The organism is Lacibacter sp. (genome assembly GCF_035299325.1).
In the GTDB taxonomy this organism is placed as follows: Bacteria; Bacteroidota; Bacteroidia; order Chitinophagales; family Chitinophagaceae; genus Lacibacter.
Genome location: NZ_DATGWT010000004.1, coordinates 380006 through 391954, shown reverse-complemented (window position 1 = coordinate 391954; position 11949 = coordinate 380006). Strand labels below are relative to the sequence as shown.

The following is an 11949-nucleotide window of genomic DNA, read 5'->3' as shown; positions in this document are numbered from 1 at the left end:
GAAAAAGGTTCACAAAGTGAACCTTTTTCTGTGGGAGCACACGGGCTCGAACCGCGGACCCTCTGCTTGTAAGGCAGATGCTCTGAACCAACTGAGCTATGCTCCCGTTTGGGGAGTGCAAAGATAAGGGTCGGAGTTTTTCTAAAAAATTTTTTTTGAAAAATATTTTTGAGCCGGGAACAGCCTGCTAAATAACAAAGGCACAGTTGTTTTGACTGTGCCTTGTTTAAAGATGGTTATCAATTCACATCCTTTCCTTCTTTCAGTTTATTGATCATCGTCTGCACATTATTTTTATTAGGCTGATCAGGTGCTAATGGCAAAGCCAGATTTGCATACTTCAGTGCATTCTTATAATCCGCATTTGCTGAGTAGCCTCTCACCAAACCCATCAATGTAGTAAACTGGTTCGGATTCTTATCATGATTTTGTTTGAACACTTCCAATGCTTCTTTTGATTTCTTCAGCTGTAATAATTGCCGGCCATATTGATGGAGGTCCTGCATGTTACCAAACGTCATTGCCTGTTTCATTACGGCAGTAGCATCATTTGCACGGCCAAGCTTTTCCAATAGCTGAGCTTTTACTGCCCATGCGCCAAATACACGATCACCTCCAAAGCCACGGCTTGTTGCAGAATCGGCCCAGAGTAACGCCTCTTCTAAATTGGTGTTGCGTTGCAAACACCAGCTTGCTGCCTGGTTCCAGCTTTGCCAGATAAATCCTTTCTCTGTACGTAATTCTCTGCGAAATGAAGCGATCTGTTCTTTCACATAATCTGTTTCAACACGAAAAGGGAACATGAGTTTTTCCCATTGCAATGCAACGGTTGCGCCAGCTTCACTTTCATTCATAAATTCATATTTCAACCATTCAACTGATTTGTCAAGTGCAACTGATTTTACAGGAACCCGCAATGCATCTTCTTTCGGATCATAATAATAATGACCCCATGAAGTAGAGTTGTTCGATAAGATCAAGGTTGACCCGTTTGGATCATACGAAAGAAATAATCCATACCGGCCGGCCTTCAATGGTTTCCCTTCAACCGTAACATCGGTACTGAATTCAATGGTTGTATTTTCATTGGCACCTGCACGCCATGGAGCCGATTTGCTGCTGCCAAAACCGGGATCGGTAAAACCAATGGGAACAAGTTCGCCCCACACTTTTCCTTCACGACCTTTCACGGCGGGACGATCATAATGAATGGTTACATCAGTTAAGCCGACACGTTCACTTACAGATGCTTTTTTATTGCCACCACTCGGTGCAACAGTCAACGGAATTTGTGCAAAGGACGAAAGACAGAGAGCGCTGCTAAAAAAGAGTAAACATAATTTTTTCATGAATGATAAGTTTTAGTGCATGTAATCTAATGAACACTGAAAGTTTACTTCAGCTGATTGTGATTAATGAATACAGCAATGGATAGGCGGAGTTTTTCTTTGTTTTACATGATTCAGGAGCAGCAGTTTATTACCATTTTCTGACGTGATGGCCATTGCTCAAGTCAAATGTTATAATTTTTCGGGAGTTAGTTATGTTTTTTCAATAGATCGGTCTTGATAACCCCAATGTTCATTTTCCTGAAGGTCTTTACCATCATAGTTTCCATAACGGAGGATGCTGTAGGCAAGTGACAGTACAAGTAAAGGGGAAAGGAAAAACATGATCATGGTTACATCCGGCAGAATGTTCTGTTGCAGCATTACTACATATGCAAGCAGGTAGCAAGTAACAAGAACAGCTAAGATGTATGGACGCTTCAACATAAGTATTCGTTTAGTTGAAAACAATTGTCAGGCAGGTTTGGTTGCAATCTGTGTATATCGCATCAATAATTGTTCCAGTTGGCCGGTAATATCTTTTTGCATTGATCCGCCATGATAACAGATCAACTGATCAATTTCCAGTTGCTTTAGTTTTTTTACAGATCGTAGTGCTTCGTCGAGATCTAATGTAAATTGCGGGTTGGCAATTTCTAACCTTCCGTTTTCAATTGCCAGGGCATCTGCTGCGATCAATGTTTTGTTTTGCGGGATGTAGAGTGAAATATGGCCGGGCATATGTCCGGGTGTGTGTATGACCTCAATGCCCTTTAGCCAATCAACTTCACGATCGAATGCTAAAAATTGATCAACAGCAACAGTTTGCATGCCTTTGAGCAATTCAATAAACTGCAAAGCGCCCGTTTTATATTCTTCAGGAATTGATTCCAGCATCTGTTCTGCCTGTATCAATCGTAACGATTTTTGTTTGCCGCTTATAAACGGAGCTTCTATAGCTGAACTGTAGATCTGTAATGATGGAACATTCTTTTTTAATTCAGCTAAGGCGCCCATATGATCAATATCATGGTGGGTGATAATAATGCCGGTTAATTGATCTAATGCAAGCTGATATTTTAAATAGGCTTTCTCAAGCAGGGGTAAAAAGCCTGCATAACCACAATCAACCAAAACAAGTTGCTGATCAGTTTGCAGTACAACGGGATACAGAACGTTTTTTTCTCCGTTAAATGAAAATTCTATTTCAAGAATGTGGCAATGCATTACTTCAATCCTGTTTAATGTAAACCTTAAAGGTCAATGTTTTTTGTTTTTTCTAGGGGTAGTTTAACAGATCAGCAAAATTTATGTAGGTAAGTTAAAAGATTTGCATGAGTGATTGTTGTGGTCTGTTTTTACAATAAGTATTATACCGATCAAATAAATGGCATATATACATTATTGTAAAACAGGCTGATTGATCATGAGTGATTTTTCAGGATTGTAACAACTACTCTTTCAAATTATACTTATCACAAAAATAGATTGTACTACATTTCGTGTTTGCAGATTTCTGTATTTTCATCTTGATGATTTCACAAAGTTCCACTGAATTTGAACTCTCACCCTTTTTTGAACTCACTCCCGACCTGGTTTGTATTGCCAGGAAAGATGGTTATTTTCAGCAGGTAAACCCTGCAGTTATTAAGAAGCTTGGTTATTCTGTGGAAGAGTTATATGCTCAGCCCATTAGTAATTTTATTCATCCCGAAGACAGGTTATTTACGCAGCAGCACCGCAATGAACTTATAGCCGGTAAGCCGCTTGTTAATTTTCAAAACAGGTACGTTACAAAAGAAGGCGCAATAATATGGCTCGACTGGACTTCTGTTTTTTTGCCGGGAAAGGAAGTGGTGTTTGCAATTGCCAAAGATGTAACTGAAAGAAAACTGGCTGAACTTGAAGTAGAAGAAAAATACAAACGCTTTAAAGGATTAGCCAATCATTTTAAGGGTAGTATTGAACGTGACAGGAAATATCTTTCTGTTGAACTGCATGAAGAATTGGCGCAGTTACTGGCCGTATTGAAGATTGACATTGACTGGATAAAGGCGAAAGAAACAGAGCTCCCTGATGCAGTTGCCAAACGACTTGAGCATGCTGCTGTAATTACTGAAATGCTGATAAAAACTATTCAGCGTATTTCGTTTACCATCAGCCCCGGAATGTTAAATGATCTTGGCTTGGTTGAAACATTGAGATGGCATTGCAATGAGTTTTCTTTTATCAGTTCAGTTAGTTGTCAATTGAAGGGAAGTTGTAACGAAGACGCACTAAACAGGGAAGTGCAGCTTGATATTTTTCGCATTTGCCAGGAAGCATTACACAATGTACTTTATCATTCTGAAGCAAGGAATGCAACTATTGCCATTACAGAAACAGATAAAGAGCTTTCTTTTATTATTAATGACGATGGAACTGGTTTTGATGTTACACGCTTACAGCACAGCAATGGTTTAACTGTTATGAAAGAACGTGCAGCTTCTATTAATGCAAATGTTACTGTTGCAAGTGAACCCGGCAAAGGAACACAAGTGAGTGTTCTGTTAAAAAAGTAACAGCTTATTTCTTTTTAAATTGCTTCGACAGATCCCTGATGCGGATATTCCTGAAATCAATCGGCTGTCCTTCGCTTTGCAAAGCAATAAAACCACTGCTCAATAACTTTCCATCCTGTTTTATGTTTGGATCATAACGTGCCACTACACCACCGCCAATTTGGGGTTTTGAATATTGCAGTACAGTATCGCCATTGATGATATGTGTGATCAACGAATCACCCAGCACTATCAATTCTGCACTTACCCATTGCTCACCATCATATGTTTTGGAAGTTGAATTGATGCAATGTGATGGAACAATTGTTCCTTTCTGGACTACTTCTGTGCCGGGCGAACACATATTGCCTGTTGAGCGGGGTTTACCATCACTCAATCCGCCGAGGAATTGCATTTCAACAGAGATGGGCCAGTCCTGTTCTTTCGGCATGGTACGTGGATCCTGCGAATGAAACATCACTCCGCTGTTGCGTAAGGTATAAGAAGGTGCTGTTTTGAACCATTCGCCAACGAAACGATATTCCAGTTTGAGATGATAGTAAGAGTAAGGCGTATTGTAATAAAGATGCCCAAACTGCTCATTGAATTTATCGTATTGATCATAACGCACTTTGATCATATTGTCTTCTACACGAAAGGTATTGCCGAAGTTAACACCCACATCATGATGATGGATCTTAACGGTCCAGTCGTTCATGTCTTTACCGTTGAAGAGCGGTTTCCATTCATCAGTTGATTGGGTTTTATTTGAAGAGCTACAACTAAAAAGAATGATAGTTACAAGCATTGCAAGGAATGAATACTGGCGCATACGTTTGAAAAATGGTTGAGTTCGAAATTAATGCTATTTAACTAAAGCGAAGTGACGGATACAAACGATTGTGCAAAATTGTGCAGACAAGCGGATAGGTTCTCAAACGGGATTATTGTGTATTTCTAATCACAATGACAATAAGAAACAAGCTTTTGAAAGTTGGTCGGTAATAGTAATGATCACATTGTTTTGCAAAATCTGCAAAATACTTTTTTAGTTTCTTGAAAAGAGCAACTACATACCTGAGTTTAACTGGTAGTTGTAAATAATGCAAGAGAGATTTGGTAATAAATGCGGTTTCGAAGTATTCATACAAAACCAACAAGAATGACAGTAGCAATCAATTATACTTGACTCGAACATTAGTGTAGGTTTATGTCACCAATACTTAAAAACTGACAATATCTGATAGCCAGTTAACGGTGAAATTAAGTTTGATCAGTTACGGAGAAATTATTCAACCAAATTAAAACTATAAGTATGAAAAAGCTTTCAATACTCCCCATTGCCATTCTTGTTATAATGGTTAGCTTTAGCAGTTGCAAAAAAATGAATTCCTGTGAGACATGGGAGGTCAGAGTAGACACATATGATACAGGATGTAATAACTATTACGTTTCATGTAATGGGGGCAATACTACATATCGTTGGGAAATTTGTGGTGACGATTTAAAAGATGCAAAATCCGGTAGAGTTATTTCTCTTAACGCACTTGAAGGTAGTTGTTGTAGAATTACAAAAACTTATGTACGAAAATTGTAGAATAGGATGGGCATGCTCTGGTTTGATTTGAAATATATAATCTTGCAGGCATTATGCCATGTTGGTCAGATGACCAACATGGCTAATATTTACTTCCTAAAGCTCTTACTCACTACCAACTCCTTATTCCCTCCAGCATAACTATAAAATCCTTCGCCGCTTTTCACACCTAACTTACCCGCAGTAACCATATTCACCAATAACGGGCAAGGAGCATATTTCGGGTTGCCGAATCCATCCTGCAGTACACGCAAAATAGCAAGACAAACATCCAGCCCAATAAAATCAGCTAACTGTAAAGGTCCCATCGGGTGAGCCATACCAAGTTTCATCACTGTATCAATTTCTTCAACACCTGCAACGCCTTCATGCAAACTGCAAATAGCTTCGTTGATCATGGGCATTAAAATACGGTTGGCAATAAAACCCGGGTAATCGTTTACCACGCAAGGCACTTTGCCAAGTTGTTTACTCAACTCTACGATGGTATCTGTTACTTCTTTCTTTGTTGCATAACCATTAATAATCTCTACCAGTTTCATCACCGGTACAGGATTCATAAAATGCATACCGATCACCATGCCCGGTCGTTTGGTTACCGCAGCAATTTTTGTAATGGAAATAGACGAAGTGTTTGTTGCAAGAATACATCCTGCCGGAGCGGCTTTATCGATCTCTTCAAAAATATCAAGCTTCAGCTCTACATTTTCTGTTGCTGCTTCAACAATCAGTTCAGCATTGGTTACACCTTTCAGCAGATCATGTGTGGTGGTAATATTTTTTAACGTGCTTTGTTTCTGATCTTCGGTAATAGTTCCTTTTGCGATCTGCCGGTCGAGATTTTTACCTATGCTTTCGATAGCCTTTGTGAGTTGACCGGGATTTACATCAATCAATGTTACGCTAAAACCTGTTTGGGCAAATACATGTGCAATTCCATTTCCCATGGTTCCTGCACCAACGACAGCAATCTGTTTCATTTATATGCTTTTTTATTGTGCACAATATAGGAAAAGACAATTGTTGAATGCATGACTTGAATTAGAAAAAATGCTGATGCAAGACAAAGGCAATTTGCCACGAAGGCTCAAAGGCGGGAAGAAATACAAAAGATCACAAAGCTTGTTGAGTAATGAATTGAATGTACAAGCGAGCGTGGCAACAAAAGCTACATTGTTGTACGAAAGCTCACTACAAAAAAAATAACTCTGTGTCTTTGTGACTCTGTTGTAAACCTAATTTTTCTTCTTAAAATCTCCCCGTTTCCATGCCTGTATAAATTCATTCCAGGCAACAGGGTTAAAGATGTTTTGCGGGCGGAACTGTCCGTTGTAGTATTGCGTTTGTGCGTATTGATTCTGCACATACCTCGAGTTTTCACTGCCATCTCTCGGTAATGATTGTTGCAATATTCTTGATTGTGCGGTTCGTGTATTTTGGCGGGCCACTTCAATTTTATCGGCAGGCACATCGGCGGCTAAAAATTCCCGTTCAAACTGTTCCCGTCGGGGTCTTGCTTTAATGATCGTGGCAGGCAGGTAAACTGTATCAACCACCATCAACTGAATAATACTGAAAGAATTTCCTTCGATGTTTGATGGTATCACCACTTCTTTTGGTTTGAAACCAACATAAGTGAAGTCGATAATATCGCCCTTCAACACGACGATACTGAATACACCTTGCTCGTTGGTGAACGTACCACGGTTCTGGTTACGCAGTTTCACGGTAACTCCGGGGAGGCCACGAAGGCTGTCGGCTGTCATCACCACACCATATAACTGAACAATGGAATCTTTAAAGGACTCGAACTGAGCTTTTACAGCAATAGGGGCAAGCAAACCAAGCAGCAGCGAAAGGAGTAGAAATTTCTTCATCTGCATCAAAAATAAGTGGAAAACATGATTTGCCTCACCAATCGGAAGCGATCTATGGTTAATTTTGCAGCCTGATCAGCTTTTTTAACAAATACTACAAACATGACAAAGGAACAAGTGCTGCAGGCATTGAGTAACGTACAGGAACCGGATTTGGGTAAAGACCTCGTTACGCTGAATATGATTAAAGACATTGAAATTGATGGTAATAAAGTCTCTTTTACGATCGTATTGACGACACCTGCTTGTCCGATGAAGGATATGATGGGGCGTGCGGCCACCAATGCCATTGAATTATTGGTGAATAAAGATGCGGTGGTGATCGTGAATTTCACTTCCAATACCAGCAGCAACAGGAAAGACCCCAAATCAATATTGCCAAACGTAAAAAATATTATTGCAGTTGTAAGTGGTAAAGGTGGTGTGGGTAAAAGCACAGTGAGTGCCAACCTCGCCATTGCATTAGCACAGAGCGGTGCAAAAGTTGGTTTGATGGATGCTGATATTTACGGTCCAAGTGTGCCGATGATGTTTGGTGTAAGAGGTGAACGTCCGAAAATGACAGAAGTGAATGGCAAAGGAATGATCGTTCCAATGGAGAAGTATGGTATCAAATTCATGAGCATTGGTTTATTGGTGAATGAAAAAGATGCCATTGTTTGGCGTGGCCCGATGGCGAGCAGTGCTATTCGCCAGTTTGTAACAGATGTGTTGTGGGAAGATTTGGATTATTTAGTGATCGATATGCCTCCGGGCACTGGTGATATTCATTTAACGTTGGTGCAAACAGTTCCTGTAACAGGAGCAATTGTTGTAACAACCCCTCAGGATATTGCATTAGCTGATGCGAAGAAAGCAGTAGCGATGTTTGGACAGGCACAAATAAAAGTGCCGATTATTGGTTTGGTGGAGAACATGGCTTATTTCACACCGGCCGAATTACCAAACAACAAGTATTATATTTTTGGAAAAGACGGAGGCAAACGTTTAGCTGATGAATTTGAATTGACTTTTCTTGGACAAATTCCATTGGTGCAAAGCATTCGTGAAGGTGGCGATTATGGTAAGCCGATAATGGCTGGAGATGATGAAGTGACCAAAAAAGCATTTGAAGAATTTACAGATGCGGCGGTACGCAGTATCTCTATGCGTAACGCAGAAATACCTGCAACCCAAACACTTGAAATTGTGTCTTAAAATTATATTGTTTTGATTTTTATAATGGCGGGCCGAAGGTCCGCCATTTTTTTGGCACGATAATTTTAGGGTATGTTGTGCCAGACATTATTCATCATCTGCAAAAAACAATTGTATGGAACTCATTGTAACACTCTTAATTGGTGCACTGGCCGGTTGGCTGGGCGCTTTTATTTTTAAAGGCGGTGGACTTGGTTTACTCGGAAACATTGTAGTGGGTATCCTCGGAAGTTTTGTAGGATATTGGTTACTGGGTAAACTGGGCATTAGCTTTGGAACAGGTTGGGTAGGCGCAATCTTAACAGGTGCACTCGGTGCCATTGTTATTTTAGCCATCATTAATCTGTTGTTTAACCGAAAATGAAGTTGAACTTGTGATAAGGAATGGCGGGCATTAAGTCCGCCATATTTTTTGTTTGATGGTTCACTTAACTTTGATACATGTATAACCTTAGTCATTTTAAAGAACCTGATGAACAGGTTGTTGTAGAATTTATGAAACAGCATCCCTTTGCGATGCTCATTGGTAATGCCGACGGACGTTCGATTGCAACACAGTTACCATTGTTGATTGAAGAAAGGGAAGGTAAATTGTATTTACTCGGACATGTAACAAGAAAACAGGATCATCATCTTGTGTTTGAAAAAAATACGGAAGCCTTGGTGATCTTTACGGGTGCACATGCATATGTAAGTGCAACCTGGTACGAAAATCCGCAAAATGTAAGTACCTGGAATTATAGTAGTGTGCATGCACGTGGGCAACTTCGTTTTTTAGATGAAAAAGGATTGGCTGATGCGTTGCGGAAACTGTCGCTGCATTACGAGCATAACAATGTACATTCTGCAACAGTATTTGATAATTTGCCGGAAGAATACACTGCACGTTTAATGAAAGCCATTATTGGTTTTGAAATTGAAGTGACTTCGCTTGAGCATGTATTTAAACTGAGCCAGAACAGGGATGAGAAAAGTTATCATCATATCATTGATCATCTGAAAGCAGAAGCTGGTGAAGCTGCCGAAGTGGCGAAGGTGATGGAAGAACGAAAAGATAAAGTGTTTAAAAAATGAGAGTATTCATCTTTACACTGTTCATTTTTTTAATTGTTTCATGTACAACGAAGCTGATGCAGAATAATGTTAGTAAAATTGAAGGGTTCGATAAACAAGGCCACCGTGGTTGCAGGGGTTTGATGCCGGAAAATACAATTCCTGCGATGCTGCATGCACTGGAGTTAAATGTAACAACGCTTGAGCTTGATGTGGTGATCACAAAAGATAAGCAGGTTGTTGTTTCACATGAGCCGTTTTTTAATCATGATATTACAACAAAGCCTAATGGAGAAGCGGTTACAGTTGCTGAAGAAAGGGGATTGAACATTTTTCAGATGACGTATACGCAGGTGAAAACATATGATGTAGGATTAAAACCTCATCTTCGTTTTCCACAACAGAAAAAAATTGCTGCTGTAAAACCTTTACTGCGTGATCTGTTTGATAGTGTCGCTGTTTATATACAATCGCACAATCGTCCGCAACCCTTCTTCAACATCGAAACAAAATGTTTACCCATTGGCGACGGACTCTATCATCCCAAACCCGATGAATTTGTTGAGTTATTGATGGCAGTGATCAAAGAAAAGAAACTGGAAAAACAGGTAATCATCCAGTCGTTTGATTTTCGCACATTGCAATACCTGTATCAACACTATCCTCAAATGAAAACAGCAATGCTGATTGAAGATGATGATAAGCGTGGAATAGAAAAACAAATTGAAGCATTGGGCTTTTTGCCAACGATTTACAGTCCGCACTATTCATTGGTGAATGCTGAGTTGATCAGCTATTGTCGTTCAAAAAAGATCAAAGTAATTCCGTGGACGGTGAACACAAAAGAAGAAATTGAACAATTAACGAAAATGGGTGTTGATGGCATTATCAGCGATTACCCGAGTTTATTTTAAAACTCCGTCAGACGCCCTCGTCGGACGGGAATAACAGAATAACACAGAAGGTCCGACGAGGGCGTCTGACCAACATAAAATTATGCAGTTTCAACCAACGCTTGCATTTGCTCAACAGCTCGACCAACAGGATCCGTTAAGAGCATTCCGTCAGCAATTTATTATTCCATCAGCCAATGAAACCGAGAAGGTTTACTTTCTCGGCAATTCACTTGGTTTGCAACCAAAACGAACAAAGGATAAACTCCAAACCATTCTCGATGATTGGGGAAAGCTGGGCGTTGAATCATTCTTTCATGCCGAGCAGCCATGGATGGATTATCATGACAGGTTGGTTGGTCCGTTGAGTAAGATCGTTGGTTGTTTGCCACATGAAGTAACGGTGATGAACAACCTCAGCGTGAATTTGCATTTAATGCTCGTGAGTTTTTATCGTCCTCAAGGCAAACGGTATAAAATTCTCTGTGAAGCAAAAGCATTTCCCAGTGATCAGTACATGATGGAAACACATGTAAAGCATCACGGGTTCGATCCTGCTGATGCCATCATAGAAGTAAAACCAAGAGAAGGGGAACACATAATCCGCAATGAAGATCTGCTGCAGATCATTGTACAACACAGGGAAGAGTTGGCATTAGTGTTATTTGGTGGTATCAATTACTACAGCGGACAAGTATTCGATATGCAAACCATTACGCAGCTGGCAAAACAAGCCGGTGCAAAAGTTGGATTCGACCTGGCGCATGCTGCGGGTAATATCGAATTGAGCTTACACGACTGGAATGTTGATTTTGCGTGCTGGTGTAATTACAAATATCTCAATTCTGGTCCGGGTGCAGTGGCAGCAGCTTACATACATGAGCGTTATCATAATGATGCAGAAATAAAACGTTTTGCAGGGTGGTGGGGTTACGAAAAAGAAACCCGTTTTCAAATGGAAAAAGGATTCAAACCCGTTCAATCGGCCGAAGGTTGGCAATTAGGAACACCGGCTTTGTTGTTATATGCATCACAACTGGCTGCATTGGAAATTGTAGAAGAAGCTGGCTGGGAGAATATCAACCGCAAACGAAAATTACTCACTGAATATTTGTGGTATATCCTTGATGAAGTAAATGCTTCGCAAAAGGAACCCATCATTGAATTCATTACTCCACGTAACGAAGGCGAGCATGGTTGCCAGGTAAGTATGAACATGCTGCAACGGGGCAAAGAAATTTACAATGCTTTGATGGAACAGGATTTCTTTGTGGATTGGCGGGAACCATCGGTGATCCGTTTAGCACCTGTGCCTTTGTATAATACATTTGAAGAAGTGTGGAAATTCGGTGAGGCGATGAAAGGAATACTAAGTCCGTAAGCCCGAAAGACAGGAAGCTCGGAAGCGTTGTGAAGGTTGTTTTTCGGGTTGATTCTTCCGGGCGTTCCCACGCAAGACTTCCA

The 11949-nt window shown here is 40.3% G+C and carries 12 protein-coding genes and 1 tRNA gene; 6 read left to right on the top strand and 7 right to left on the bottom strand.

What is annotated here, in order from left to right:
* Nucleotides 1-31: 31 nt before the first annotated feature.
* The 4 genes from VK159_RS03415 to VK159_RS03400 form a co-directional block, all read right to left on the bottom strand.
* A tRNA-Val gene (locus VK159_RS03415) sits at nt 32-106 on the bottom strand.
* 133 nt (nt 107-239) lie between these two features.
* On the bottom strand, nt 240-1349 hold the full coding sequence (locus VK159_RS03410) for a DUF2911 domain-containing protein (protein ID WP_324228736.1): 1110 nt from the start codon (nt 1347-1349) through the stop codon (nt 240-242).
* 192 nt (nt 1350-1541) lie between these two features.
* Entirely contained in the window at nt 1542-1775 is a 234-nt protein-coding gene (locus tag VK159_RS03405; protein ID WP_324228735.1) for a hypothetical protein, read from the bottom strand.
* A 27-nt stretch (nt 1776-1802) separates the two neighbouring features.
* Nucleotides 1803-2555 carry an MBL fold metallo-hydrolase gene (locus VK159_RS03400; protein ID WP_324228734.1) on the bottom strand — a complete coding sequence of 251 codons (753 nt, stop codon included), beginning with the start codon at nt 2553-2555 and terminating at the stop codon, nt 1803-1805.
* Between the two features lie 305 nt (nt 2556-2860).
* Between VK159_RS03400 and VK159_RS03395 the strand changes: the two genes are divergently transcribed.
* Complete coding sequence (locus VK159_RS03395) at nt 2861-3889, top strand: PAS domain S-box protein (protein WP_324228733.1); 1029 nt, start codon at nt 2861-2863, stop codon at nt 3887-3889.
* Between the two features lie 4 nt (nt 3890-3893).
* On the opposite strand, the gene VK159_RS03390 is transcribed toward VK159_RS03395, so the two are convergent.
* The 3 genes from VK159_RS03390 to VK159_RS03380 all read right to left on the bottom strand — a co-directional run bounded on the left by VK159_RS03390 (nt 3894) and on the right by VK159_RS03380 (nt 7342).
* Nucleotides 3894-4700, bottom strand: a complete 807-nt coding sequence (locus tag VK159_RS03390) for a DUF1080 domain-containing protein (RefSeq protein WP_324228732.1) — start codon at nt 4698-4700, stop codon at nt 3894-3896.
* Between the two features lie 854 nt (nt 4701-5554).
* Nucleotides 5555-6445, bottom strand: a complete 891-nt coding sequence (locus tag VK159_RS03385; protein WP_324228731.1) for a 3-hydroxyacyl-CoA dehydrogenase family protein — start codon at nt 6443-6445, stop codon at nt 5555-5557.
* A gap of 255 nt (nt 6446-6700) precedes the next feature.
* Nucleotides 6701-7342 (bottom strand): carboxypeptidase-like regulatory domain-containing protein, encoded by a 642-nt coding sequence (locus VK159_RS03380; protein ID WP_324228730.1) that lies wholly within the window; start codon nt 7340-7342, stop codon nt 6701-6703.
* Between the two features lie 102 nt (nt 7343-7444).
* Here VK159_RS03380 and VK159_RS03375 point away from each other — a divergent pair, with 102 nt between their 5' ends.
* From VK159_RS03375 to kynU, 5 genes are all read left to right on the top strand, one after another.
* Nucleotides 7445-8539: an Mrp/NBP35 family ATP-binding protein gene (locus tag VK159_RS03375; RefSeq protein WP_324228729.1), complete on the top strand. Its 1095-nt coding sequence runs from the start codon at nt 7445-7447 to the stop codon at nt 8537-8539.
* Nucleotides 8540-8654: 115 nt separating this feature from the next.
* Complete coding sequence (locus VK159_RS03370; RefSeq protein WP_324228728.1) at nt 8655-8903, top strand: GlsB/YeaQ/YmgE family stress response membrane protein; 249 nt, start codon at nt 8655-8657, stop codon at nt 8901-8903.
* A 77-nt stretch (nt 8904-8980) separates the two neighbouring features.
* Entirely contained in the window at nt 8981-9613 is a 633-nt protein-coding gene (locus VK159_RS03365; protein ID WP_324228727.1) for an FMN-binding negative transcriptional regulator, read from the top strand.
* Between the two features lie 56 nt (nt 9614-9669).
* Nucleotides 9670-10506, top strand: coding sequence for a glycerophosphodiester phosphodiesterase (locus VK159_RS03360; protein WP_324228726.1), 837 nt, complete (start codon nt 9670-9672; stop codon nt 10504-10506).
* 82 nt (nt 10507-10588) lie between these two features.
* On the top strand, nt 10589-11866 hold the full coding sequence (kynU, locus tag VK159_RS03355; protein ID WP_324228725.1) for a kynureninase: 1278 nt from the start codon (nt 10589-10591) through the stop codon (nt 11864-11866).
* The last annotated feature ends 83 nt before the right edge of the window (nt 11867-11949 follow it).

What these genes read in the sequence shown, in the direction of transcription:
- VK159_RS03410 (WP_324228736.1), bottom strand. Translation starts at nt 1,349, where the DNA reads ATGAAAAAATTATGTTTACTCTTTTTTAGCAGCGCTCTCTGTCTTTCG.
- VK159_RS03405 (WP_324228735.1), bottom strand. Translation starts at nt 1,775, where the DNA reads ATGTTGAAGCGTCCATACATCTTAGCTGTTCTTGTTACTTGCTACCTG.
- VK159_RS03400 (WP_324228734.1), bottom strand. Translation starts at nt 2,555, where the DNA reads ATGCATTGCCACATTCTTGAAATAGAATTTTCATTTAACGGAGAAAAA.
- VK159_RS03395 (WP_324228733.1), top strand. Translation starts at nt 2,861, where the DNA reads ATGATTTCACAAAGTTCCACTGAATTTGAACTCTCACCCTTTTTTGAA.
- VK159_RS03390 (WP_324228732.1), bottom strand. Translation starts at nt 4,700, where the DNA reads ATGCGCCAGTATTCATTCCTTGCAATGCTTGTAACTATCATTCTTTTT.
- VK159_RS03385 (WP_324228731.1), bottom strand. Translation starts at nt 6,445, where the DNA reads ATGAAACAGATTGCTGTCGTTGGTGCAGGAACCATGGGAAATGGAATT.
- VK159_RS03380 (WP_324228730.1), bottom strand. Translation starts at nt 7,342, where the DNA reads ATGAAGAAATTTCTACTCCTTTCGCTGCTGCTTGGTTTGCTTGCCCCT.
- VK159_RS03375 (WP_324228729.1), top strand. Translation starts at nt 7,445, where the DNA reads ATGACAAAGGAACAAGTGCTGCAGGCATTGAGTAACGTACAGGAACCG.
- VK159_RS03370 (WP_324228728.1), top strand. Translation starts at nt 8,655, where the DNA reads ATGGAACTCATTGTAACACTCTTAATTGGTGCACTGGCCGGTTGGCTG.
- VK159_RS03365 (WP_324228727.1), top strand. Translation starts at nt 8,981, where the DNA reads ATGTATAACCTTAGTCATTTTAAAGAACCTGATGAACAGGTTGTTGTA.
- VK159_RS03360 (WP_324228726.1), top strand. Translation starts at nt 9,670, where the DNA reads ATGCAGAATAATGTTAGTAAAATTGAAGGGTTCGATAAACAAGGCCAC.
- kynU (WP_324228725.1), top strand. Translation starts at nt 10,589, where the DNA reads ATGCAGTTTCAACCAACGCTTGCATTTGCTCAACAGCTCGACCAACAG.